The sequence below is a fragment of the Pseudoalteromonas sp. NCCP-2140 genome (assembly GCF_023708065.1).
Lineage (GTDB): Bacteria > Pseudomonadota > Gammaproteobacteria > Enterobacterales > Alteromonadaceae > Pseudoalteromonas.
In genome coordinates this window covers 210,009-235,025 of the sequence record NZ_BRCZ01000003.1, presented here as the reverse complement: position 1 = coordinate 235,025, position 25,017 = coordinate 210,009, and the positions used below count along the sequence as shown (strand labels likewise).

Sequence of the window (25,017 nt, the reverse complement as noted above, 5' to 3'; positions counted from 1 at the left end):
GTTTTGTTAAAGCTCAAGCTTGTTTAAATTTCTTCTAACGGCTTGTCTTTTGCTTGTTGTTCTAACTTGCTCTGCAAGTACTCAGGCGACTGGGTATTTCGGGCAAGTGCGCTGTATGCTGCAGGTACTACGAACAAGGTTAGTAAGGTTGCAACAATAACACCTGTAAATACCACCACACCAATTACCATGCGACTTTCTGCACCTGGGCCACTTGCAAGAACTAGTGGTACCGAGCTCATCACTGTGGTTAGTGAGGTCATAATAATTGGGCGTAAACGTTGTGTCGCAGCTTGGCTAATCGCTTCGTTAAACTCAACGCCTTTATCGCGCAGCTGGTTTGCAAACTCAACAATCAAGATACCGTTTTTCGCACTTAAACCTATCAGCATTACGATACCAATTTGGCTGTAAATATTCAGAGTAAGCCCGGTGTACCACAAGCCAAATAACGCACCCACTAAACCAAGTGGTACAGTAAGCATGATCACAAATGGGTGAATAAAGCTTTCAAACTGGGCTGCAAGTACTAAGAAGGTCACAGTCAGTGCTAGTATGAATACATAGGTCATTGCCGATGCACCTTCATAGAACAGCTGCGATTCACCCTTGTAGTCGATTGCACCGTCGATGTCGTTTTCTTCCGCTGCCACTTGATTTAAAAAGTTAAGCGCTTCTTCTAGGGTATAACCATCTGCTAAGTTCGCACTTAACGTAATTGCGCGCATACGGTTATAACGGTTTAAACGCGATGCAGTGGCTTCTTCTTTTAAGCTAATTAAGCTATCAAGCGGTACTAATTCGCCACTACGTGATTTTAAATAGATATTTGAGATATCAGTTGGGTTAGCAAAGTCTTCTTTGGTGCCTTTTAAAATCACATCGTATTCTTCACCACGATCGATAAAGGTTGTTACGCGGCGTTGCCCTAACATGGTTTCGAGTGTGCGGCCCACATCCGATACAGAAACCCCTAAATCAGCGGCTTTGTTTTTATCAATGTTGATTAAAAACTGCGGGAATGTTTCTTTATAATCATGATCGATTCTTACCAAGCCCGGGTTTTTCTCAGCACGTTTGATAATACGGTCTCGCCAATCGGCTAGCTGGTCGTAATCGTTACCTTGCAGTACAAATTCAATCGGGCGAGATGAACCACCGCCACCAATACCACGGCGCATAATGGCAAACGCACGCACATCGGTCACTTCAGTCATTTTACCGCTGATTTCATCCATTACTTCCCAGGTCGAGCGCTTACGCTTATCCCAGTCGGCCATACCGATGATAGCAACACCACCTTGGCCGCCCCATCCAGGTACACGAACAAGCACTCGGCTCAATTCACCAGACTCAGAGTAAGGCATTAAACGTTCTTCAATTTTAGCCATGTTTGCAGCGTTATTTTCATAACTTGCGCCCTCTGGGCCACTCATCATGATAAAGAAAGTACCGCGGTCTTCTTTTGGAGTAAGCTCTGAAGGCACTTTTTGAAACAGCATAAAGCTGGCAACACCGGCCAAAATCATAGTCAGTAGTAAGCTCCACTTACGGCCCATATTTGAAGCCAGAGAGTTACGATAGGCGTTTTCGATTTTGTTAAAGGTTCTATCCATCCACTGGCTAAATTTACTCTCTTTTTCTGAAGCTTTTAATACTTTAGAACAAAGCGCCGGAGAAAGGGTTAATGCAGTAATACTCGAGAAGAACACCGCGGCACTTACTGCCATCGCAAATTCTGTGAATAGAGCACCAATACGGCCATCCATAAACACTAGTGGCACGAACACCGCAATCAATACGAGGGTAGTGGCAATAATCGCAAAGCCAACTTCACGGGCACCACGGAACGCAGCAAGTAGTGGCGGCTCACCCAACTCTATACGACGATGAATATTCTCAAGCATTACAATCGCATCATCTACCACTAAACCGATAGCAAGCACGAGTGCCAGAAGAGTTAACAAGTTGATTGAGTAACCCATAGCGAGCAAGAACATAAAGCTGCCTACTAACGCCACTGGTACGGTTACAGCAGGTACTAGGGTTGCGCGGATATTGCCTAAAAATAGGTAAATAACCAAGACAACTAGCGCCATTGAAATCCCAAGGGTTCTATACACTTCATCAATAGACTCTTTGATGAAAATTGATGAGTCATAGCTGTCTTGAATGGTGGTGCCTTCTGGCAGGTTACGCTTAATTTTTTCAAGCTCTGCGCGGGCATTATCAACCACGGTTAGGGTATTGGCTTTGGCTTGTTTGACGATACCTAAACCAATCATATTACGGCCATTGCCACGGAATAAGCTTTCGTCGTCAGCAGCTTCTAAGTGAACATCAGCCACTTCACCTAAACGTACTAAATAGCCATCATCGCCACGTTTGATTACTAGGTTTCGAAAGTCTCGCTGATCTTTATAACTACGCGCGGTACGTACTGTAAAATCACGGTCGATAGATTCGATTTCACCGGCAGGTAATTCAACGTTTTCAGTGCGTAAGGTGTTTTCAATATCGCTACTGGTAATACCGCGTGCTGCCATCGCTTTACGGTTTAACCAGATTTTCATTGCGTATTTACGCTCGCCACCAACGCGTACATTAGAGACACCATCAACAACCGCTAATCGGTCAACAATAAAGCGCTGTGCGTAATCAGATAACTGCAATGAATCCATAGTGGTACTGTTTAGTACGAACCAGGCAATTGGGCTTTCATCACTGTTTGATTTAGAGACCTCTGGTGGGCGAACTTGCTCTGGCAAGCTATCAAGGGCACGGGCTACACGTTCACGTACATCGTTTGATGCAGCATCAATATCGCGGCTGATATTAAACTCAATGGTTATATTTGAGCGGCCATTTCGGCTTGATGAGTTAATACTTTTAATGCCTTCGATACCCGAAATGCGGTTTTCGAGTACTTGGGTGATTTTAGTTTCAATAATCTCTGCGCTGGCACCAGTGTAATCGGTGCTAACGCTGACAATCGGTGTTTCAATATCTGGGTATTCACGCAGGGGTAGCATAGAAAAAGCCACCAAACCAAAGGTGAGTAACAACAGGTTTATTACGATCGCAAAGACCGGGCGTTTAACGCTAGTATCAGTAATTTTCATGGTTTAGCCCTTGATACTTACTTTGCTGCCAGTACGGATCTTAATGATGCCTTCAGTCACAACTTGCTGACCATTTTCAAGGCCTTTATCAATTGCTACCCAGCCATTGTGACGACCAGCCACATGTACTTCAACTTTGTTAGCAACGCCATCTTCAATTTGGAACACGTAGTGTTTGTCTTGCTGAGGAATGACGGCTTTCTCTGGTACCATAAGCGCTTGGTTTGAGCTTAACTCTAATGCGGTATTTAACAGCATACCTGGGCGTAACAGGCCTTTTTCATTGATAAAGCTTGCAGTCACTTCAACGCTACGAGTGACTGAATCGATACGCGAGCTAATATGCGTCACTTTACCGTTAAAGGTTCTATCTGGGTAAGCATCGTTTTGTGTCATTACTTTCATTCCTAGCTGTAACTGCGCTAGGTATTTTTCTGGTACTTTAAAGTCGACTTTAATGATGCTGATATCATCAAGGGTGGTGATGTTTGTAGTATTGCTAACATAAGTACCAATTGAAATTTCGCGCTTACCAAGTAAGCCAGAAAACGGTGCTTTAATCGTCATTTCGGCAAGTTTTGTTTTAGCGCTTTCAAGTTGTGCTTCGGTTGCGTCAACGCGAGATAGCTGCTCTTCTAGTAACGATTTAGCCGTAGCCTGTGAGCGAGATAGCTCAGTAAGGCGTTCAAGTTGACGGCGTTCTTCACGTAAATTAATGCTTAGCTCTTTAACAGCTAACTCTTCTTCTTGAGATTGCAATTGAACCAGTTTTTGACCTTTACTAACTAAGTCGCCATCATTGAAAAAGATATCGGTAACATAATCGTTTTGTGCACTGCGAATATAAATAGCTTGGTTAGCACGAGCACTACCAATTGCTTCTATTAGCACAGCATTTTCTTCGGCTGTAACAGTGTGTGCAGTCACCTGCGTTGCTCTGTCGCCAAAGTTGCTTTGCTCACCTTGGCTTGAAGGTAAATACAAATAAATACATAACCCTAGCAAAAGGGTAATAATAAAAGGAAAAAGTGCTTTACCAGATTGTGTAGAATACATCATCGTGTTACCAGAAAATTAGTTGAGTGTAGTGTACAAAATTAGTACGTGCCCCGTATGTCAGGTATCTCATAAATTTGTGCATTTGGCGTAAAAGTTAAAAGTTCGGCTAATTTGTTCCTTTATTGTGACTAAAAGAGAGGTTTTAGTATGGGTAAAGAGCCAAAATGTAATTATTGTTTAACGCTTAGAAAGATAGTTTTGGTCACAATTGTGATGTTTATTTTTTACTTTTCTGTTTATGGATAAGAAACCACCTGCACTTAGAGTGCGCGCACAAGCATCCCGCCATGGCAGTGAGTTTTTAATTGTTGGTGGTATTGGGCTAATCATTATTATGCTAGTTAACTTATTGAGACCCGGTGAAATTAGCATTGTTGAGATTTTTTTAGCCACAACCTGCATAGCGGCAATTTTTATTGGCTTTTTAAAAACTCAAGAACCATACTTTAGCCTAACATTTACTCAGAATTTACTTATTTATCATCACAAGGTTGGGAATTGGCAGCTAAATCGTGCTAATTTTCATCATAGTGGTATACCAAAAGTGGAACAGGGCTTAGAATACCTTGAGTTAAACGCAGTTGGTATTAAACTCAATAACATAGATGAATTTTTAACTCAGATTTCCCCGAGAATTGCCGGACGATTACTAATAGAGCAACGTCATTTATTTATGCAAGTCATTCAAAAGTATTGCAAAAATGGTGATTGCCCATCAGAATGGTTAATAGAAGAGACGGACTACACTGCCCCTAGTGGTCAGGTTTACAAAGGATTGATTGCCATGTTTGCTAATCGTACGCAACATTTAAGGCAATTAACAGGATACGATTTATTATTGCCAGCCAATGTTCTTGATGTTGATATTTGGCAATTTAGTACAAATTTAAATCGTTGGAAACTGAACCCTAATGAGTTTATTAAGACTCGCTTACAGAAAAAGTAAGCAGTTAGGTGCAGTAAGTAGCAGGATAAGACTATGAGTCAAGAACGTTCTTTTATTAAAAGCGGTCGAAACACAATTATACATAAAGATAAAAAACTCGACTTAGTGGTTGTGAATGGTGAGAACCACCCACGCATTAAAGTTACTCAAAATGGTTTAGAGCCGTTTAAAGAAGACCTGCCAAAAAACCGTCGTGAAGCCAAAGAGCGCTACTTAGAAATGGTGTATGTATCAAGCCCAGATGTATTTGCAGAAGAAAAACGTTTGTTGTTTATCCAAGCCTTAGATGGCAGAGAGTACAAAGTAGATTACAGTAAGATAGGCACTAAGCTCTTCGTACGTATTCATCAAGAAAGTTATTTATAACCTCGAGTCTGGCACTTTAATTGCTTGTTATTAGCTTATTTGGCAGTCGGCCATGACCGACTTTGCATTTTAAGGTGGTAAACATGAGATTAGTGCCTCTTACCCTAGTTGCATTAACGACATTAACAGCCTGTGGCGGCGGTGGCGGTTCGAGTGATTCGAATCCAGTGGCAGCGACAGTTAATGCAGGCTCAGATCAGCAAATTATTGAAAAAAGTGAATTTACTGTCTCTGCCAAGGGCTCTCCTGCTGATGGCACTTTTACTTGGGAGCGAGTCAGTGGCCCCGCACTAGAAGGGTTCCCTGCAGAGGGTGCTGAACAAACCATTACCGCTCCAGACATTAAACTCGACTCTGAACTTGTTTTAAAAGTGAATTATCAAACCGATGGGCAACTTGTTTCCGATCAGGTTAGCATTTTTATTACTTCCAATAACCAACTGCCTGTTGCAGTGATCACGCAAACTGCGCCAGAAGAGTTACCATCACAATATAATGATGTGATCACATTAAGTGGCGAAGAGTCTGCTGATATCGATGAAAATGGCTCGGTTGACAGTTACTTGTGGACTCAACTTGATGGCCCTGATTTAACGGCTGACAGCTACAACAATCAAACCATTAGCTTTACTCACCCACTACTTGAATCAAATACAGCGATGACATGGCGTTTAACTGTGACGGATGATGAGGGTGGCTCAGCAAGCACTGAAGCATCGTTTACTTTAAACAAAACCGTTGAAGTAATTATTGCGGATGCGGGCGAAGATCAACAGGTTATCGAGTTTGATACCGTTACCCTTGATGCCAGCAATAGTGAAATTGTGACGGCAACAAAGTCATGTTTTTGGGAGCAATTAACAGGCGAAACCGTGACCTTGGCAAACCAGAACCAGTGTATCACGACGTTTGTAGCCCCTGATGTTGATACCGATTCAGAGCTGAGTTTTGAAGTTACCGTGACCGACAGTAAATCACGCAGCGACACAGATACTGTGATTATCGATATTAGCCCAAAACCGCTGGGTTTAATTAACGATACAGGTATGAGTGATTGCTATAACAACTCACAAAAAATTAATTGTGACAGCGAAGACTTCCCAAGCCAAGACGCCGATGTAGGTCGTGATAGTGTCGCAAACCAACTAGATAAAGTAGGTCAGGGCGACTTAGCGTTTGATTTTACTAAAATGAACGAATATGCCGACGAACTCCCAGATGATGCGACCAGCTTTAGTTGTGTTCGCGATAACGTGACAGGCCTGATTTGGGAAGTAAAAGAAGCCAGTTCAACATTACCACCGTCGACAACTAATCGTGCAGCAACAAACCATTATACCTGGTATTTAAATGGTTCAAGTGGTGTGCAAACAGGCAGTGTGCAAGGGGCTGCGAGCTCTACTTGTCCAAGCACCAGTGACTGTGGCCTGCAAACTTACATTAATGATGTGAATAGCAACGATTTTTGTGGTGGTACAAATTGGCGTGTGCCAACTTACACCGAATTATTAGGGTTATTAGATTATGCCAAGCAAGGTGAGTCTACGTTACTTAATAGTGATTTCTTCCCTAATCAACCAAGTGATACTCAGCTAAGCAGCGGTAGCAGCTCATTCATGCCTTATTGGACTTCGCAAACAGCGGCAGATGGTACGAGTTTATCGCAAGCTTATATTATCGATATGAGTAGTGCTAATGACTTAGCATATCCAAAAAGTAATACCGCCTTTGTACGCTTAGTTAGAACGCCGGGAGAGTAATATGCGAAAGTTACCTTTAATTACAGTACTTACAGTTATTGCTCTGCAATCGGGTTTTGCTGCTGCGCAAGTATGTTATAGCGCAGTCAATGAGACGACTCCTGATAGCCGTTTTGTAATTAACGAAGATGGCACTGTAAGTGACAGTGAAACGGGTCTTATGTGGCAACGTTGCACCTTTGGTCAAAGCTATGATAGTGACACAGATACTTGCGAGGGCACGAGCCAGCAGCTTACGTGGGGCGAAGCTTTACGCGGGGCTGAAAATGCAACCTTTGCTGATTACAGCGATTGGCATGTGCCAAATGTTAAAGAGTTAGCAAGTATTTTAGAGCATAGTTGCGTGCAGCCTAGTATCAATGAAAACGCATTTTTATCGACTAAGCTGCAAAACTATTGGAGTAGCACTTCAGGGATCAGTCGCACTGATCTAGCTTGGGTGTATCAATTTGATAAAGGCATCAACAGCCTTCACGCAAAAACGTCCGATGTTTATTTGCGTTTAGTGCGCTACGAGAAATAGCCTTTAATAATCTCTAACCGCGCTTGCTCAAGCGCGGTTTTTATTTCTGCGCCTTTAATACCTTGTGCAATAAACTGTTGCGGGTTGACTGCTCGTGCTTGTGTGGCTGCATTTACTAAAGAGTCATAGCGGGTTACTGGCTGTTGCTGGCTTATCTCTAACACCTTTAATACTTGCTCATAACGTTCAGGACGACGCCATAAATCAAGTTGGTTAAAGCAGGCAAAAACGGCCTCGCTAGATGGTTTTTCTGCACTTAACGTTGTTTGATGTGTTTGGCTAAATAGCGCTAAATCGCGCACTTCATTAGGTAAGCGTATATTACTAGCTATCGCTTTTATCTCGTCGCTTGAAAGCGCTAAGGTAACTTGGCTAAATAATAACGCAGTGTCACTAACTTGCAGTTTATTCGCATAGGCAAAGCGAGCTTGTAAGGTATGGTAAAGCTCATCACACCATTTACTTTCAAGCTCAGGGCTAATTACATGCAGGCCGCCAATGCTAGCAAGCACATTTAAAAACTCGCAAAATGCGCCATCACTGAGGGATTTTTCGCATTCTAACCAAACGCGTTCAGCAGTTAGTGTGTTTAGCTCTTTGGCTTTGACCATATCAATTAAAAGGGCCTTGGTTTCTGGGGCGATAGTAAAGCCTAGGTAATGATAACGAGCAGCAAAACGGGCTACTCGCAATATGCGCAAAGGGTCTTCACTAAAGGCATCGGAGACATGACGTAAGACACGATTTTCAAGATCTTGTTGGCCAGAAAAAGGGTCAATTAAGCTACCATCTTGAGCTTGAGCAATGGCATTTACGGTGAGATCTCGACGAATTAAGTCTTGCTCTAAAGTGACATCTGGCGCGAAATCACAAATGAAGCCGGTATAGCCTTGGCCTTGTTTTCGCTCAGTGCGTGCTAGCGCATATTCTTCTTTACTTTGTGGGTGTAAAAATACCGGAAAATCTTTACCAACTTGTTGATAGCCTTGGTTGATAAGTTGTTCAGGCGTTGCACCAACTACCACATAGTCGCGCTCTTTAACGTCACGACCAAGTAGGGCGTCTCTGACTGCGCCACCGACTAAATAAACCTGCATAAAACACCTATAATTTTGCCTTTTCGCTATTTTACGTTATTTAGCCAATAAAATGTAAACAAGGTTTTAAGTAGCGATGTTTTTTGCCATTATAGACCGTGATTTTAAACGCAAGGAATAACACGGTGTATTTAAGCTATTTTGGCTTGTCAGAAAAACCCTTTTCGATTGCCCCAAATCCTGAGTATTTATTTCTTAGTGAACGCCATAAAGAGGCATTAGCGCACCTTACCTATGGATTAGGTGAAGCGGGTGGCTTCGTTTTGTTAACAGGCGAAGTGGGTACAGGTAAAACAACACTAACAAGAAGCTTGCAAGAGCAGTTACCTGAAAACACCCAAGTGGCACAAATTCATAATCCGGCTTTGTCACAGCTTGAACTGCTTGCCAGTATTTGTGACGAATTAAAGATTGAGTATGATAGTACTAATGCGACTTTGAAGACCCTTACTGATGTGATTAAAAAGCACCTTGAGGCAAACAATCAAGCAGGCGGTCATACCATCTTAATTATTGATGAAGCACAATTACTCGCACCTGATGTGCTAGAGCAGCTGCGCCTGTTAACCAATATCGAAACAGATCATAAAAAGCTGCTGCAAATTGTATTAGTAGGGCAACCTGAGCTTCAAGAACTACTAAAACGCACTGAATTAAGACAACTTGCCCAGCGTATTACTGCGCGTTATCACTTATTACCACTCACTGAAGGACAAGTGTTTGCCTATGTTAAGCACCGTTTATTTAAAGCGGGCACAGAGCAAGCATTGTTCTCAGGGGATGCGTTAAAAGCGATTTATCAGGTTACTCAAGGCGTACCAAGATTGATCAATTTATTATGTGAGCGCTGTTTAGTGGGAGCTTTTTCACAGCAAAAATTGAGTATCGACAGCGAACTTGTGATGCGCTCAGCCGCAGAAGCACTGCCGCCAACCAGCACTCCTGTTGCTGTAGCAAATAAAGAGCCGAGTTATGTTTGGCTTTACCCAGTTTCATTTTTAGCCGTATTAGGAATGGGTATTGGTTTATCCTACCTAATATAACGAGTGTTCATTTATGTCATTATTACTAGATGCAATTAAACAATCTGATCAGCACGCACAAACTGCCGTTGATCATGACCAAGCCGCACTTGCGCTCAAACAACAGCAAGAATTAACACGCTATCGACGCTTAGCTTTTTCATTTGGGCTATTACTGGCGGCAATATTGACGCTTATGGCAGGATTTTCGATTGGTAAATGGTTACAGCAAACTAAACCTGCTGCTGAGCAGCCAAAGCTTGTTAATAACAGCAATGAAACCACAGAAAGCGTTGCCACTGAGGCTCAGGCAAGTCCTGAAACACAGCAACCCGCTAAGCAACAGCAAGTAGCGCAAAGCCAAACCCCGCAAGCGACCAATAACCCAGCCCAAGTAACAACGATGCAACAAGGGCAAGTGCAACAATCTGTACCGCAACAAATGATGCAGCAGGTTCCAGTGCAAGGTCAGCAATATCAGTGGGTGCAAGTTCCGGTTAACTCAGCCCCTGTGTATGCTAATCAGGGTTATCAAGTACAACCTCAGTACCAGCAGCAAGCTGTGTATCAAAATCAACCAGTGTATCAGTCACAGCCACAGTTTTCGCAGCCAATGCAACAAATCAATCCGCAGCAAATGAGCAGTAATGGCATTGATTTAAGTAAATACAAAGTGCTCGGCAAGCCACTTAATGGTCAGTCAACTCAACCTGCTTCTCAATCATCAACAAATGATGAGCTCAAAGATGTACCAGATACATTGAAAGATGCTTTTGCTAAAGCGGTTGAAGATGTTGATAACAAACACAGTGTTGATATTACCCGTAGCACTAAAAATACGTCTTATGCAGAGCCAATTGAGCTCTTGCCTGATGCATTACAAAGCCTTATTCCTACCATTAAATACCAAGCGCATATTTATGCTTCAGAAACATCGAAGCGCTGGATCAAGTTAAATGGGCGTGAGTTATACGAAGGAGATAACATCGGCGTGTTATCAGTCATTGAAATCACACCAGAGCAGAGCTTATTAAGCTACGATGGCTATGAGTTTACGTTAAAAGCATTACAAGACTGGCCTGAGTAGCCAGTCTTTAGTTTAAGGGCTAAGGTAGAATTGCACTTTTAAAAAAGCGGATCAGGTCGATGTTAAAGTCTCTCGGCCTGACTGCTGATTCTAAGCTATCGTGACAACGGCTGTTAGCCAAATCAATATCTTGCACTTCGGTATAGCGTGCATGTTTAGCGTTATAAAACACTTTAACTTGAGGTTTTAAAGGACTTGTAGGGTTACTGTGAGTGACCACACCTAATTTTTGGCTTTCAAGTTTCACTAAGGTGCCGACTGGGTGAACACCGATGCACTGAATAAACTTAGTGACTAGGTCTCCGTCAAAGCTATCTGGGCAGCCATCTTTAAGTATTTTAAAGGCCTTAATTGGCTCCATGCCTGCTTTGTAGACCCGCTCAGCGGTTAATGCATCATACACATCAACAATCGAGGCCATACGTACGTACAAGCTTATCTCTTCACCACTTTTACCAAATGGGTAGCCACTGCCGTCTAAGCGTTCGTGATGGAAGCCAGCTATATCAACAGCAATCCCGCTCAAGCCTGCTTGTTCTAAAATTTCTTTACTAAAACGAGCATGATCTTGAATAGCTTGGTACTCTTCGTCAGTTAACTTGCCAGGCTTATTGAGTATCTCATCGGGAATATTGATCTTGCCAATATCGTGAAGTAAAGCACCGGTCGCAAGCTCTTCAATAATGGCTTTTTCAATACCTAAGTGCTTAGCAAAAATACTCATCAAAATTGATACATTGATAGAATGCTCAAGTAGGTAAGCATCTTTTTCACGCATACGAGTGATACAGGCAAGCGCATCTTGATTACGAAAAACCGATTCAATAAAGCCACTTGCGAGTTCTTTAAAAGGGGCTATATCAATTTTGTTGCCATCGCGGATATCGTCAAAGGCTTTGCTTTGTAATGACCTTGCTTCGTTATATAAGCTGTTTGCTTTGCCCATTTCTGCCGACACACTGTGAGTGGTGTGCCAAGGATCGAATGCGGTCGTCTCGCCAACAGGTTGCGGATTATTTTGCTGCTCAACCACTTTATTCTCACTGTCTAAGGTCAGTGTTTTGTCTGGGTCTATTGCTATTTCTAATATGCCAGCCTTGATCAGCTTGTCTATGCTTCCCTGTGTTTTTACCCAACCTTGGTTTTTTATACGGATCTTGCCTGTTTGTTTTGTCACACTTTGGACAAACATGCCGGGCTTAAGTTGATTGATAGGGAGTGTTTTCAAAGCCTTTACTTCTAGTCGAATACATTACTATAAAACTAGCAGAAAATTTGTAGCTCGGTAAACAAGAATAATAAAAAGGTATCTGTAAAATCAAAAGCCCCCGCAAATGCGAGGGCTTTTAAGTAGCTCAGGAAAGTTTAATTTCCTTTAACTTATACGATTACTCGTCGTCTTCAACTAAGGTCATTAGTGATGTGTTACCACCTGAAGCGGTTGTATCAACACTGATTGTTTTCTCAGTTAGTAAGCGCTTGATTAGCGTGTCGTAGTACTCAGAGCTGATCACTGGCAGGATTGCACCTTTACGTTGTGCTAGCTGCTGGCTGAAGTAGCCTAAGCGTGATGAACGAGCTGCAACAACCGCACCTGCAAGGTGAGGGTGCGCCAAGATAGCTTGTAACTGATTAGGTTTAGCTACTTGGAATACACCTTCAGCGATACCTGTTGAGATAAACTTGTCTCTGAATGCAACTGCTTCGTCAAAGAATAACTCAGAAGCAACCGTGATTACTGTGTTACCAGCAGCAAGTGCTGTGATAATCGAAATTGCCCAGAAGTTAAATGACGTACTCTTATCAGCATAACAAACCACACAGCCACGAGGCTCTAAGTGAAGTGTGTTTGACTCACCCGTTGGTCCAGGTAACACAGTGTGCTTACGCATGTGTTTTTCAAGACGGTTAAGTTGCGCACGGGCATCAGCTAGCGTTAATGCTAAATCATCTGCAAGCTCGTCGATAATTTCTACAGTCGCTACTTTTGCAAGTAATTGACGTACAGCAGAAACTCGGTCGTTCAGTGGTGTTGCACGCCAGATTTTCTCGTCGCGTAATGAGTTATCCATTAGCGTAGCAACCTGCTCAGCTGCACCTGAATAGTGGTGAGTATCTAACTCATCAGGTGTTAGGTTTGTCATTTGTACGTTATCTGGTGATGCTTTTTCTTTCACTAGACGTTGTAGGTAGTTAGGGCCACCCGCTTTAGGACCAGTACCAGATAAACCACGGCCACCGAAAGGTTGTACGCCAACAATCGCACCGATCATATTACGGTTGATGTAAACGTTACCTGCACGTGACATTTTCGCTAGGTATTCACAGCGCTCTTCGATACGCGAATGCACACCCATTGTTAAGCCAAAGCCTGTGCCATTGATTTGGTCAATCACGTTATCAAGCTCTGTGCCTTTAAAGCGGATGATATGTACACATGGGCCAAATACTTCGCGCTTAAGTACAGATAAATCTTTGATTTCGTATAAACGAGGTGCAAAGAAGTAAGCACCATTTTCATTGTTATCAGGAATAGCACACTCATAGTGAAGTGTCGCATTACCTTTTAAGTATTCAACATGGTCATTTAAATTTTTCAGTGCTTTTTCGTCGATAACAGGACCGATATCCGTTGAAAGCAATGACGGGTCGCCAACGTGAAGCTCTTTTAAAGCACCTTTGATCATCTCAATGATGCCATCAGCAACGTCTTCTTGTAAGAATAATACACGCAGTGCAGAACAGCGTTGACCAGCACTTTGGAAGCCTGAACTGATCACATCGTCAACAACTTGCTCTGGTAGAGCGGTTGAGTCAACGATCATACAGTTTTGACCACCAGTTTCAGCGATAAGCGGTACTTGAATATCATTACGCGCAGCAAGTGTTTGCGAAATAACAGTACCTGTTTCTGTAGAACCTGTGAACATAACAGCTTGAATGCGCTCGTCAGGAACGATAGTTTTACCTACTTCGCTACCACGAGCAATAACAGGTTGTACAACGTGCTCTGGTAAACCTACAGATAGCATCAGTTCAATGGTACGAAGTGCGATTAAGCTTGTTTGCTCAGCAGGTTTAGCAATAACTGTGTTACCAGTCACGATTGCTGCAGCTACTTGACCTAAGAATATTGCAAGTGGGAAGTTCCATGGGCTGATACATAAGATCACCCCACGTGCTTCAAAGCGCTCATCTTCAGAAAGTTCTTCAGCGCGTGCTGCGTAGTAGCGGCAGAAATCCACTGCTTCACGAACTTCATCGATACCATCTTGCGTTACTTTACCTGCTTCTTTGATACATAGTGCCACTAACTCATCGTGATGACGCTCTAAGATGTCAGCAACACGACGTAGTAAGTTTGCGCGCTCTTTTACTGGCGTTTGTGACCATGACTCAAATGCTTTTTCTGCATTTTCTAAAAGAGCAGTCATTTCGTCAGAAGATTGTAGTTTCACATGACCAATGATTTCTTTGTGATTTGCAGGGTTCTTCACAGGAAGAGAGCCTTCTGGCACATCGCTTAATTCAATGCGGTGCTCAGCAAACCAGGTATCAAGGTTTCCTTTAAATGGTGTGATTACATTGATATCAGTTAAGTCCATGCCTTTTGAGTTAGCACGTTCTTCGCCATATAAATCAATAGGCATCTTAATTTGCGTGTTGTACTTGTTACGTAAACCTTGCAGTGTTTCTACAGGGTCAGGTAATAGTGACTCAACAGGCTTTGTGGTATCAACAATCGCATTTACGAATGATGAGTTAGCACCGTTTTCTAATAAACGACGTACTAAGTAGGCAAGTAGATCTTCGTGTTGACCCACTGGTGCGTAAACACGACATTGAATTTTCTCTTGGGTTACGATTTGGTCGAATAACGACTCACCCATACCGTGTAGGCGTTGGAATTCAAAACCTTCGTTATCACCTTTTGCAACTTCTAAGATTGTTGCTGCAGTGTAGGCATTGTGTGTAGCAAATTGCGGGTACAGTACATCACGTGCTTCAAGTAATTTGATAGCACAGGCTTTATAAGAAACGTCAGTGGTCGCTTTACGTGTAAATACTGGGTAATGATCTAAACCATCTTGTTGAGTGGTTTTGATTTCTGTATCCCAGTATGCACCTTTTACAAGGCGAACCATTAGTTTACGACCAACGCGACGAGCTAGCTCTGCAACCCACTCAACGACAAAAATAGCACGCTTTTGGTATGCTTGAACTGCTAAACCAAAGCCGTTCCAGTTACCTAAATCGTCATCACTGAATACCGCTTCAATAACATCTAAAGAGATATCTAAACGATCAGCTTCTTCAGCATCAACAGTAAAGCCGATATCGTAGCTTTTCGCTGCAAGCGCAAGTTCTTTTAACTTAGGTACGATTTCAGCAATAACACGTTCACGATGTGTGAATTCATAACGTGGGTGAATCGCAGAAATTTTAACTGAGATACCAGGGCTCTTGATTGGACCACGGCCATTTGCTGCTTTACCAATCGCGTGGATAGCTGTCATGTAGCTGTTGAAGTAACGCTCTGCATCTTTCATTGTGCGTGCGCCTTCACCTAGCATATCGTATGAGTATACGTAGCCTTTTTGCTCTTTATCGGCTGCACGTTCAATTGCTTCGTCGATAGTACGACCCATAACGAATTGCTTACCCATGATCTTCATCGCGAAGTTCACAGATTTACGAATAACAGGCTCACCTAAACGACCAATTGTTTTCTTAAGAACACCGAATTGCTGCTCTTTTGACTTGTCGCTGTAGTTAACCATTTTACCGGTTACTAACAGACCCCAAGAAGAGGCGTTTACAAATAAAGAATCGCTGCTACCTAAATGCGAGCTCCAGTCACCTTTAGCAAGTTTGTCACGAATTAGTGACTCTTGCGTTGCTTTATCTGGAACACGTAATAGTGCTTCTGCAAGACACATTAATACAACGCCTTCCTCACTTGAAAGTGAGAATTCATTTAATAGTGCATCTACACCGCTTTGACCATCCTGATCGCGACGGATATTTAAAACCATTTGACGAGCACGTTCCCACGCTCGGCTACGCGCTTTCACGCCTACTTCAGCCAAAGGCAAAATATGATCAATAACCGCATTTTCGTCAATACGGTAGAAATCACGGATCTTTTGTCTAATTGGACATTCAGTTGTCAAATCGCCATTAAATAGCATATGTAACCCTCTGGTATGTGGAGTCTAGAAATGAACTTATTGCATTTCTTACCATTGATATAATTCGTGCATTCTAATTAAAATCCAGCAGAATATGCTGGTTAAATTTTTCGATTTACGATAATTTACAGGGCATACCGTTAACTTAGCCGCATAAAATTCTGTTATGACCAGTCCGAATAGATTACGAATGTTAGATCGCATCGATTTAGCAATTTTAGACGCTCTGCAAAAAAATGGCAGAATATCGAACGTAAACCTCGCAAAACAGGTAAATCTGAGCCCAAGCCCGTGTCTAGATCGTGTAAAACGTTTAGAGCAAGAAGGCTACATCGAAGGCTATTACGCAAAGCTTAGCGAAGCAAAGCTTAACCAGAGCTTGTTAGCACATGTGCAGGTATCGTTAGTGACCTCGAATACATCGGTATTTAAAGTCTTTCGTGAATATATTTTAAATATTCCACAAGTGGTTGAATGCGACATGGTTGCTGGTGGCTATGACTACTTATTAAAAGTACGAGTCTCAGATATGGATGAATACCGCCAAGTGCTGGGGGATTTAGTTGATATCCCAGGGGTAGGTACGCATCACACCTATATGGTGATCGAAAAAATTAAACAAGATACCGGACTAAGGTTCGATATATAGATACAAAAAAAGCACCATCAGGTGCTTTTTTATTGACTAATTAGTGGCTTATGCCCAGCCGTCGTAACGTTTACGGCGAGATAACACCACGGTTAAGATAATACCTAACAGTAAGCCGATAAATGCAATTGCGCCGCCATATGTAAGTAGCTGACGCTTCTCTTTAGCACTGGCTGTTTGCTTTGCATTGCGCTCAGACTCAATGGTGTTCTTAAGTGTTTCGATTTGCTTGCTAAGAGCTAGGTTTTGCTCTGTTAGTGATTTGTTCTGCTCTTGTAGTTGTGGCAACTCAATTTCAGCTTGGCGAAGCTGCTCTTGCATTACCGTCATGTCGTTATTCAGCGCTTGAAACTGTTGTTGAATACCCGCGTTTTCAGTAACAAATTTTGACTCTACCCAACCTTCACGATCTTTATCATCACGAATTTTAAAGTAGCCATTATCTTCACCTGACAACAACACAACTTGCGTACCTGCATCGACTGAGCCCAAAATGCGGTAGTTTTTGCTTGGGCCTGAGTGCATAAAGGTATACAGGTTATCGACTATGTAGGCGGTGTTTTGGCTGTCGCTGCTTGGCGCTTCTTCTGCGTAGCTAATAAAAGAGGTGGCCGCAAGGAGCAACCCAAAAATACACTGTTTTAACATCAATCTACCTTGTTAATGTGATCTTGCCTAGAAGTGGCTAAATTTATAATTTCTTTATGTATAGAGATAGTAGGGATTTCAACTATTAATAGCAAGGCTGATATTGTAATCCGTGCGTGGGCTTAACCGCAAAAAACAGGAAAAAATTTGCATTAACAGTCTGCTTTGTTTATTTTGAGCACTTATTTATTTTAAATGTACTCCGCAAAGCGAATGGATACTGAGATAGAACTGAAGTTTTTGGTGTCAGATGCCGTTGTTCCACTGATCCCCGCATTAATTACCCAATTTGCAAAAACCGTTACCAATAAACCGTCACGCAATTTACAAAATGCTTATTACGATACGCCAAGCCGAGAACTACGTGCTTTAGATATTGGCCTTCGTACTCGCTGTTGCGATGGTGAGTGTGAGCAAACCATCAAGCTTGCCGGCGAAGTGGTTGGCGGCTTACATCAGCGCCCAGAATACAATTTACCACTGTCAGGTAACCGCCCCGATTTACTCGCATTTGATGCTGCTATTTGGCCGCATGGTATGCAAGTGACTGGTATTGCAGAAAACCTATACCCAATTTTTAGCACTAACTTTATACGCCGTACTTGGTTACTCGAAACCGAAAATGGCGCAAAAATTGAAGTGGTATTAGATAAAGGTGAAGTTGCTGCGTCGGGTCAGGTTGAGCCAATCTCTGAACTTGAAATCGAACTGATTGAAGGTAGTCGCAATGAGTTGTTTGCTTTGGCAGATAAACTGGTAAGTGAAAGCAACGTTCGCTTAGGGCTCTATTCTAAAGCTGCTCGAGGTTATCGTCTTGCAGATGACAAACCATTAAAAGCAAGTAAATCAATTGGCTTTGTGCCACTAAAACGTGGTGCAACCCAAGAACAAGCTTTAGTAGAAAGCATTAACTACGCGATTCGCTTTGTACAAAAACATGAAGCCTGCTACTTCATAAAACCAAGCTTAAAAACCCTTAAGCGTGTCACAGACGGTATTCGTTTAATTCGCCATACATTTTGGCTGTTTGACGATATTGTTAGTAAAGACGATACCGACTCATTGCGTACAGAGTTAAAGTGGTTATTGAGCGAATTAGCGTGGGTTGAAAATGCTATTCAGCTAAAAACCTACACATCTAAGCGCCACGCATACTACAAAAAAATCAACAGTGCGCCTGAGCTCACACAAGTTATTAATGACTTAAAAGAGTTACAGCCAAGCATTGATGATATTGAAACTCTTTTTCATAGCACCCGATACAACCGCTTATTATTACAATTAACAACCTGGTTAATTGAAAAACAATGGCGAAAATCATGGGGGCAGGCTGAGTTTCAGGCTGCAGAAAAACCAGTTGCCGATATTGCTAAGCGTTTATTTGCTAAAGATTGGCACGACATGCACGAGCTTATTCCTGAGCAGCAAGTGTTTACAGATAAAGACTATTTGGCACTACGCACCCGCCTTGAAAACTCATTACTCAGCGGCAACTGCTTAGGTGCCTTGTTCGATAAAGAAGACAGAAATGAGTTCCGTATGCCGTGGGTTGATATCTCCCATGGTATTTATGAGTTAAGCACCCTTGAGTACTTAAAGCAGTTATGCGCAGGGCAAGACGACTTAGAGCTGACAAAAATTCAATCATGGCTTGATCAAAAGTCAGAGTTTTTGGTCAGTGCGATGGAGCAAAGTCGCCACGCGTCATTTAATACAGACCCTTATTGGTTTTAAATAAATGCGCTTGTGCCTATGGATAGGGTTAGCATGTTTGAGTCTCTCGGCAGTCGCTAACCCTATTGAATGGCAAACCTATAAACAGCAAGACGGCATAAAGGTTAGCTATAAAAAGCACGAAACTGGCATTATCGAAATTAATGCTTCTGTGCTGGTAAAAAACGCCAAGGCCAGTGACTTTATGGCATTGCTCAGTGATACCGACAACGCCGAAAACTGGCTCGAAAATGTCAAAAGCGTGACGCTAATGGAGCGCTTAAGCCCTTCAGAAACCCTTGTTTATACCCACTTTAATTCGCCTTGGCCGGTATCAGATAGAGATTTAGTCAGTTACTCTTGTTATCACGCTTTAGATGAGCACAAATCCGAGTTACAAATCAAAAGCCAACCTTATGCAAAAGCCGAAGTCTCTGGCGTTGTGCGAATTAAAGACCTCACCGCCTATTGGCGTTTAGAGCAGCAACAAAGTAATTTGTTGGTCAGCCATCAAGCCTACGCAGACCCAGGTGGTTCCATTCCGCATTGGTTAAGTAACAAGGTATCGCTAAAAAGCGTTTATAAAACGCTACAAGCACTGAGAGAACAATTAACTAATAATCAGTTTTCCCGCGCAAACACCAGCAGTATTCCAGGTGATTGCTAGTTTTTAATCAAGCGTATTTGGGTGACAGAGTAAGAATTTATCATTATGATCAGGCTAATTCTGAGCGGGTAGGTAAAAAATGAAAGAACCAAAAATTCCCCTAGTTAATAAGCCAAATGGTATTGGCTTTGGGCGTATTTTAAAAGCAACCAAGTGTTCTATTAAAGGCTTTAAAGCGGCATTTAAAGAAGAGTCTGCATTTCGTTCTGAAATCTATCTAGGGGTGTGTTTATTACCCTTGTCAGTGGTTCTTGCGCAGTCATTAAATCATTGGTTAGTGTTGTTTATTCCTTACTTGTTATTATTAATTGTTGAGTTACTGAACTCGTCGATAGAAGCGCTCACTGACCGAGTAGGGATTGAGTATCATGTATTATCGGGACGAGCTAAAGATATGGCTTCTGCGGCAGTGACATTGAGCTTGCTAATTCTAGCCTTAGTTTGGGGTGTCGCAGTTTACGAAAAGATAGTTACCTACCTTTAAATCAGACACAAAAAAAGCGCCAAAAGGCGCTTTTTTCATTTTATCTAACCTATTACAGGCCAGCAGCTGCGCGAAGTGCGTCTGCTTTGTCTGTACGCTCCCAAGGGAACTCATCACGACCGAAGTGACCGTATGCCGCAGTCGGTTGATAGATAGGACGCTCAAGATCAAGCATTTGGATTAAGCCGTAAGGGCGTAGGTCGAAGTGCTCACGTACTAATTCGATTAGACGCGCTTCTTCTAATTTACCTGTACCAAATGTCTCGATGCTGATAGATGTTGGCTCTGCAACACCGATAGCGTAAGAAACTTGTAGCTCACATTTGTCAGCAAGGCCTGCAGCAACCACGTTTTTAGCAACGTAACGAGCAGCATATGCAGCTGAACGGTCAACTTTTGATGGATCTTTACCAGAGAAAGCACCACCACCGTGACGAGCCATACCACCGTATGTATCAACGATGATTTTACGACCTGTAAGACCACAGTCACCCATTGGGCCACCGATTACGAAACGGCCAGTTGGGTTGATGAAAAACTTAGTTGCGCTTGAGATTAGCTCTGCAGGAAGAACCGGCTTAATGATCGTTTCCATTACCGCTTCAACTAAGTCGTTTTGTGAGATTGAATCACAGTGTTGAGTTGAAAGAACAACGGCATCAATACCAACAGGCTTGCCATTTTCGTATGCAAACGTTACTTGAGATTTTGCATCTGGGCGTAACCAGTTAAGCTCACCGCTTTTACGAACTTCAGCTTGACGCTGAACTAGACGGTGTGAGTAAGTGATTGGTGCAGGCATTAAAACGTCAGTTTCATTACATGCGTAACCAAACATTAGACCTTGGTCACCAGCACCTTGCTCTTCAGGGCGAGCACGGTCAACACCTTGGTTGATGTCTGGAGATTGTTTACCGATAGTGTTTAAGATCGCACAAGAGTCAGCATCGAAACCCATGTCTGAGTGCGTGTAACCGATTTCACGTACTGTTTTACGTGTGATTTCTTCGATATCAACCCAAGCGCTAGTTGTGATTTCACCACCAACCATCACCATACCGGTTTTAACGTAAGTCTCACATGCAACACGGGCATGAGAATCTTGTTCAAGGATAGCATCTAGAACCGCGTCAGAGATTTGGTCCGCGATTTTATCCGGATGACCTTCAGAAACAGATTCAGAAGTAAATAAATGTTTTGCCATTGTATTTCTGCTCACAAATATTGCGCTTCACAAACGTCGGTAATAGCGCTAAAAAATTAAGGGGCGTATTTTATCTAAAACAAATATGTTTGCATAGTAATTTTACGCCTAGACGTCTATTTAAAATTACTAATAACGTATTGTTCTTAACAAACGCCCATAATTGGTGCATTTAATGCGGATTTTTAATTGCACTGTACCCTTACAATAAGTAAGAATGGGGCTTCATAAACAACCAGCGCAAATACATAAAGGTAGGAGAATTCATGCCATCACGCAAAGAACTTGCAAATGCTATTCGCGTCTTATCAATGGACGCAGTACAACAGGCCAAATCTGGTCACCCTGGCGCCCCTATGGGCATGGCAGATATCGCAGAAGTACTATGGCGCGATTATCTAAAGCACAATCCAACGAATCCAGAGTGGGCAGACCGAGATCGATTTATTCTTTCGAATGGCCACGGTTCAATGCTGATCTATTCTCTACTGCACTTAAGTGGCTATGACTTACCACTAGAGGAAATTAAAAACTTCCGTCAAATGCACTCAAAAACACCAGGTCACCCAGAGTATGGATATGCACCAGGTATTGAGACTACTACGGGTCCATTAGGTCAAGGGATCACAAATGCAGTGGGCATGGCAATTGCCGAAAAAGCGCTAGCTGCACAGTTTAACCGTGAAGGCCACGATATTGTTGATCACTTCACGTATGCATTCATGGGCGATGGCTGTTTAATGGAAGGTATTTCACACGAAGCCTGTTCATTAGCCGGTACATTAGGCCTAGGTAAACTAGTTGCATTTTGGGATGACAACGGCATCTCAATTGATGGTGAAGTAGAAGGTTGGTTCAGCGATGACACACCAGCGCGCTTCAAAGCATATGGCTGGCACGTAGTAAGCGATGTTGATGGTCATAACCCTGATGCAATTCGCGCCGCTATCGAAGAAGCGCGTAGCATCACTGATAAGCCATCATTAATCTGTTGTAAAACAGTGATTGGTTACGGTTCACCTAATAAATCAGGTAGCCATGATTGTCACGGTGCGCCACTAGGTGAAGACGAAATCAAAGCATCTCGTGAGTTCCTAGGTTGGACTGGCGATGCATTTGAAATCCCAGCTGATATCTACAGCGAGTGGGATGGCAAAGAAAAAGGTAAGCAACTAGAAGCAAGCTGGGACGAAAAGTTTGCAGCTTATGAAAGTGCACACCCAGAACTTGCTGCTGAGTTTAAACGCCGTACAAATGGTGAGTTACCAGCTGACTGGGCTGAAAAGTCACAAGCCTACATTGAAGAGCTACAAGCAAACCCAGCAAACCCAGCAACACGTAAAGCATCACAAAATGCATTAAACGCGTTTGGTCCGTTACTACCAGAATTCATGGGTGGCTCTGCTGACCTTGCAGGTTCTAACTTAACACTTTGGGATGGCTCAAAAGGCCTAGAAGCAAACGATGCAAGCGGTAACTACATTTTCTACGGTGTACGTGAATTTGGTATGTCAGCGATTATGAATGGTATTGCATTGCACAAAGGCTTTATTCCTTACGGTGCTACCTTCTTAATGTTCATGGAATACGCACGTAACGCAGTACGTATGGCGGCATTAATGAAGCAGCCAAGCATCTTCGTTTACACGCACGATTCAATTGGTCTAGGTGAAGATGGTCCGACGCACCAACCAGTAGAGCAAATCGCAAGCATGCGTTTGACGCCTAACCTAGTGAACTGGCGCCCATGTGACCAAGTTGAGTCAGCGATTGCATGGCAACAAGCAATTGAGCGTAAAGATGGCCCAACATCACTGATTTTCACTCGCCAAGGCCTTGAGCAACAAACGCGTACTGCACAGCAGTTAGCTGATGTGAAAAAAGGTGGTTACGTACTTAGCTGTGACGGTGAGCCAGAGCTTATCCTTATTGCAACAGGTTCTGAAGTACAGCTTGCACAAGATGCCGCTGCAGAACTTCGTTCACAAGGTAAAAAAGTACGCGTGGTATCTATGCCTTCAACTGATTTATTTGATGAACAAGACGCTGCGTATAAAGAAAGCGTATTACCAGCAAGCGTTACACGCCGCGTAGCAATCGAAGCGGGTATCGCAGACTACTGGTACAAATATGTAGGTCTAAACGGCGCAGTAGTTGGCATGACGACCTTCGGTGAGTCAGCACCTGCAGGCGAGTTATTCAAGCACTTTGGTTTCACTGTTGAAAACATCGTAAACAAAGCAAACGCCTTGTTTTAAGCTTTAGCTACTAAAATTTAAAAGCCCGCCCTGTATAACCACAGCGCGGGCTTTTTTATGCCCCGTAGGTTGGGTAGAACGGAGTGAAACCCAACACATTTGCAGCTGTCAATTTTAGCTGCAAGCCTTAAGTTTTAAGCTATAAGTTGAAAAGCCCCTCACCGTAGGCGTGAAATTTATTTCGCGCGGAAAGTTATGCTTTTTGGTTGAATACCAAAAATCAGATTTTGCCTTGTTAGTTAATTGAAATTGCTTAATTTTCTTTCTTTGTTATCTAACTCATTGATAAACAAATCAAGGTCATAATCCGCAACTCCACTATTTTCACCTTCAACAAGTCATTGGTGTAAAGTGTTCATTTTCGTTTCTTGGCTTTCAAGTAAACGTAAAGCGGAGCGTATGGCTTCACTCGCTGATCCATAGCGACCACTTTGAATTTGATTTGCTATAAAACTGTCAAAATGGTCACCCAAAGTAATGCTAGTGTTTTTAGCCATGATATAACCCTTAATACCAATAGATACCTAATTGTGGTATCTATTGAACTTGGATGCGAGGTGTGTAACAAAGCGTTCAAGCCATATTTTTGAACTCAAACTAAAGCAATAATATTGAGATTCTCGCGCTAAAGCACGACCTACCACAATTGCTCCTTCGGCTTAAAACTGACAGCTTACAGCTAGCCCGACTTGATTATTTCTCACTCAGCTCCCCTTGAATGCTAAACCGACAACTGGCACTGTCTGTAACTTAATAACAAAACAACAGGAGTGAGGATGTCTCAGTTTGATAATGTAAGTGTGCTGAAAAAAGCCAATGTGTATTTTGACGGTAAAGTGTCTAGCCGTACTCTGGTATTTGCTGATGGCAGCACGAAGACGTTAGGCTTTATGCAACCGGGTGAGTTCGAGTTTGCTACGAGCAAAAAAGAGTTGATGGAGCTTAACGGTGGCAGTTGGCAAGTGCTATTACCCGGTGAGAGCGAATGGCAAACAATGCAAGCTGGAGAGTCATTTACCGTTGATGCAAATGTTACCTTTCTAGTAAAGGTCAGCGAATTTGCTGATTACTGTTGTTCGTATAGTTAATGAGCAGTTGTTAACCTCTCTGAAAAGCCCGTGTGATGCGGGCTTTTGCATATTTTATCCGCAACGCATGATCTAAATCATTTGTGGTTACAATCAATTACTAATTATCTGCAATTTTCGCTTGTGTTAATT

The 25,017-nt window shown here is 42.6% G+C and carries 19 protein-coding genes and 1 pseudogene; 12 read left to right on the top strand and 8 right to left on the bottom strand.

Annotation, left to right across the window (positions count from 1 at the left end; all coding sequences use genetic code 11):
- Nucleotides 1-23 precede the first annotated feature (23 nt).
- Nucleotides 24-3,122, bottom strand: a complete 3,099-nt coding sequence (locus NFU46_RS07700) for an efflux RND transporter permease subunit (RefSeq protein ID WP_055021553.1) — start codon at nt 3,120-3,122, stop codon at nt 24-26.
- 3 nt (nt 3,123-3,125) lie between these two features.
- Nucleotides 3,126-4,178 carry an efflux RND transporter periplasmic adaptor subunit gene (locus tag NFU46_RS07695; RefSeq protein WP_105181361.1) on the bottom strand — a complete coding sequence of 351 codons (1,053 nt, stop codon included), beginning with the start codon at nt 4,176-4,178 and terminating at the stop codon, nt 3,126-3,128.
- 241 nt (nt 4,179-4,419) lie between these two features.
- Between NFU46_RS07695 and NFU46_RS07690 the strand changes: the two genes are divergently transcribed.
- The 4 genes from NFU46_RS07690 (at nt 4,420) to NFU46_RS07675 (ending at nt 7,776) form a co-directional block, all read left to right on the top strand.
- Nucleotides 4,420-5,127: a DUF2982 domain-containing protein gene (locus NFU46_RS07690; RefSeq protein ID WP_251600984.1), complete on the top strand. Its 708-nt coding sequence runs from the start codon at nt 4,420-4,422 to the stop codon at nt 5,125-5,127.
- Between the two features lie 33 nt (nt 5,128-5,160).
- On the top strand, nt 5,161-5,493 hold the full coding sequence (locus tag NFU46_RS07685) for a hypothetical protein (protein ID WP_054551111.1): 333 nt from the start codon (nt 5,161-5,163) through the stop codon (nt 5,491-5,493).
- Nucleotides 5,494-5,576: 83 nt separating this feature from the next.
- Nucleotides 5,577-7,253: a DUF1566 domain-containing protein gene (locus NFU46_RS07680; protein WP_251600982.1), complete on the top strand. Its 1,677-nt coding sequence runs from the start codon at nt 5,577-5,579 to the stop codon at nt 7,251-7,253.
- Between the two features lies 1 nt (nt 7,254).
- Nucleotides 7,255-7,776, top strand: a complete 522-nt coding sequence (locus NFU46_RS07675) for a DUF1566 domain-containing protein (protein ID WP_251600980.1) — start codon at nt 7,255-7,257, stop codon at nt 7,774-7,776.
- On the opposite strand, the gene NFU46_RS07670 is transcribed toward NFU46_RS07675, so the two are convergent.
- Nucleotides 7,764-8,873: a tRNA nucleotidyltransferase gene (locus NFU46_RS07670; RefSeq protein ID WP_251600978.1), complete on the bottom strand. Its 1,110-nt coding sequence runs from the start codon at nt 8,871-8,873 to the stop codon at nt 7,764-7,766. The genes NFU46_RS07675 and NFU46_RS07670 overlap by 13 nt on opposite strands.
- 125 nt (nt 8,874-8,998) lie before the next feature.
- Here NFU46_RS07670 and NFU46_RS07665 point away from each other — a divergent pair, with 125 nt between their 5' ends.
- The gene (locus tag NFU46_RS07665; RefSeq protein ID WP_058585795.1) at nt 8,999-9,916 is read left to right on the top strand and encodes an ExeA family protein; all 918 of its coding nucleotides are present in this window, start codon (nt 8,999-9,001) and stop codon (nt 9,914-9,916) included.
- A 13-nt stretch (nt 9,917-9,929) separates the two neighbouring features.
- A complete protein-coding gene (locus NFU46_RS07660; protein WP_251600975.1) occupies nt 9,930-10,982 on the top strand; it encodes a general secretion pathway protein GspB in 1,053 nt (350 codons plus the stop codon).
- A 19-nt stretch (nt 10,983-11,001) separates the two neighbouring features.
- On the opposite strand, the gene NFU46_RS07655 is transcribed toward NFU46_RS07660, so the two are convergent.
- Both NFU46_RS07655 and putA read right to left on the bottom strand, forming a co-directional pair.
- A complete protein-coding gene (locus tag NFU46_RS07655; protein WP_251600973.1) occupies nt 11,002-12,210 on the bottom strand; it encodes an HD-GYP domain-containing protein in 1,209 nt (402 codons plus the stop codon).
- A 160-nt stretch (nt 12,211-12,370) separates the two neighbouring features.
- Nucleotides 12,371-16,174, bottom strand: coding sequence for a bifunctional proline dehydrogenase/L-glutamate gamma-semialdehyde dehydrogenase PutA (gene putA / locus NFU46_RS07650; protein WP_251600971.1), 3,804 nt, complete (start codon nt 16,172-16,174; stop codon nt 12,371-12,373).
- Between the two features lie 166 nt (nt 16,175-16,340).
- Here putA and NFU46_RS07645 point away from each other — a divergent pair, with 166 nt between their 5' ends.
- A complete protein-coding gene (locus NFU46_RS07645; protein WP_054551119.1) occupies nt 16,341-16,823 on the top strand; it encodes a winged helix-turn-helix transcriptional regulator in 483 nt (160 codons plus the stop codon).
- 48 nt (nt 16,824-16,871) lie between these two features.
- On the opposite strand, the gene NFU46_RS07640 is transcribed toward NFU46_RS07645, so the two are convergent.
- Nucleotides 16,872-17,471: a TIGR04211 family SH3 domain-containing protein gene (locus NFU46_RS07640; RefSeq protein ID WP_054560918.1), complete on the bottom strand. Its 600-nt coding sequence runs from the start codon at nt 17,469-17,471 to the stop codon at nt 16,872-16,874.
- A 213-nt stretch (nt 17,472-17,684) separates the two neighbouring features.
- Between NFU46_RS07640 and NFU46_RS07635 the strand changes: the two genes are divergently transcribed.
- From NFU46_RS07635 to NFU46_RS07625, 3 genes are all read left to right on the top strand, one after another.
- On the top strand, nt 17,685-19,205 hold the full coding sequence (locus NFU46_RS07635) for a CYTH and CHAD domain-containing protein (RefSeq protein ID WP_251600969.1): 1,521 nt from the start codon (nt 17,685-17,687) through the stop codon (nt 19,203-19,205).
- A gap of 37 nt (nt 19,206-19,242) precedes the next feature.
- Entirely contained in the window at nt 19,243-19,851 is a 609-nt protein-coding gene (locus NFU46_RS07630) for an START domain-containing protein (protein WP_251600967.1), read from the top strand.
- A gap of 79 nt (nt 19,852-19,930) precedes the next feature.
- On the top strand, nt 19,931-20,335 hold the full coding sequence (locus NFU46_RS07625; protein ID WP_054560915.1) for a diacylglycerol kinase: 405 nt from the start codon (nt 19,931-19,933) through the stop codon (nt 20,333-20,335).
- 52 nt (nt 20,336-20,387) lie between these two features.
- Here NFU46_RS07625 and metK read toward each other — a convergent pair whose 3' ends face one another.
- Nucleotides 20,388-21,539, bottom strand: coding sequence for a methionine adenosyltransferase (metK, locus tag NFU46_RS07620; RefSeq protein ID WP_054551125.1), 1,152 nt, complete (start codon nt 21,537-21,539; stop codon nt 20,388-20,390).
- 266 nt (nt 21,540-21,805) lie between these two features.
- Here metK and tkt point away from each other — a divergent pair, with 266 nt between their 5' ends.
- On the top strand, nt 21,806-23,797 hold the full coding sequence (tkt, locus tag NFU46_RS07615; protein ID WP_175082413.1) for a transketolase: 1,992 nt from the start codon (nt 21,806-21,808) through the stop codon (nt 23,795-23,797).
- Nucleotides 23,798-24,036: 239 nt separating this feature from the next.
- Here the strand turns inward: tkt and NFU46_RS07610 are convergent.
- Nucleotides 24,037-24,294 (bottom strand): annotated as a pseudogene (locus NFU46_RS07610) (type II toxin-antitoxin system ParD family antitoxin).
- Between the two features lie 279 nt (nt 24,295-24,573).
- On the opposite strand from NFU46_RS07610, the gene NFU46_RS07605 reads away from it, so the two are divergent.
- Nucleotides 24,574-24,885, top strand: a complete 312-nt coding sequence (locus tag NFU46_RS07605; RefSeq protein WP_251600965.1) for a pyrimidine/purine nucleoside phosphorylase — start codon at nt 24,574-24,576, stop codon at nt 24,883-24,885.
- The last annotated feature ends 132 nt before the right edge of the window (nt 24,886-25,017 follow it).

Excerpts from the sequence above, each read along its gene's own strand:
- NFU46_RS07675 (WP_251600980.1), top strand. The coding sequence starts at position 7,255 with ATGCGAAAGTTACCTTTAATTACAGTACTTACAGTTATTGCTCTGCAA.
- NFU46_RS07695 (WP_105181361.1), bottom strand. The coding sequence starts at position 4,178 with ATGTATTCTACACAATCTGGTAAAGCACTTTTTCCTTTTATTATTACC.
- NFU46_RS07690 (WP_251600984.1), top strand. The coding sequence starts at position 4,420 with ATGGATAAGAAACCACCTGCACTTAGAGTGCGCGCACAAGCATCCCGC.
- NFU46_RS07625 (WP_054560915.1), top strand. The coding sequence starts at position 19,931 with ATGAAAGAACCAAAAATTCCCCTAGTTAATAAGCCAAATGGTATTGGC.
- NFU46_RS07605 (WP_251600965.1), top strand. The coding sequence starts at position 24,574 with ATGTCTCAGTTTGATAATGTAAGTGTGCTGAAAAAAGCCAATGTGTAT.
- NFU46_RS07660 (WP_251600975.1), top strand. The coding sequence starts at position 9,930 with ATGTCATTATTACTAGATGCAATTAAACAATCTGATCAGCACGCACAA.
- NFU46_RS07645 (WP_054551119.1), top strand. The coding sequence starts at position 16,341 with ATGACCAGTCCGAATAGATTACGAATGTTAGATCGCATCGATTTAGCA.
- NFU46_RS07640 (WP_054560918.1), bottom strand. The coding sequence starts at position 17,471 with ATGTTAAAACAGTGTATTTTTGGGTTGCTCCTTGCGGCCACCTCTTTT.
- NFU46_RS07635 (WP_251600969.1), top strand. The coding sequence starts at position 17,685 with ATGGATACTGAGATAGAACTGAAGTTTTTGGTGTCAGATGCCGTTGTT.
- putA (WP_251600971.1), bottom strand. The coding sequence starts at position 16,174 with ATGCTATTTAATGGCGATTTGACAACTGAATGTCCAATTAGACAAAAG.
- NFU46_RS07670 (WP_251600978.1), bottom strand. The coding sequence starts at position 8,873 with ATGCAGGTTTATTTAGTCGGTGGCGCAGTCAGAGACGCCCTACTTGGT.
- tkt (WP_175082413.1), top strand. The coding sequence starts at position 21,806 with ATGCCATCACGCAAAGAACTTGCAAATGCTATTCGCGTCTTATCAATG.
- NFU46_RS07680 (WP_251600982.1), top strand. The coding sequence starts at position 5,577 with ATGAGATTAGTGCCTCTTACCCTAGTTGCATTAACGACATTAACAGCC.
- NFU46_RS07685 (WP_054551111.1), top strand. The coding sequence starts at position 5,161 with ATGAGTCAAGAACGTTCTTTTATTAAAAGCGGTCGAAACACAATTATA.
- metK (WP_054551125.1), bottom strand. The coding sequence starts at position 21,539 with ATGGCAAAACATTTATTTACTTCTGAATCTGTTTCTGAAGGTCATCCG.
- NFU46_RS07700 (WP_055021553.1), bottom strand. The coding sequence starts at position 3,122 with ATGAAAATTACTGATACTAGCGTTAAACGCCCGGTCTTTGCGATCGTA.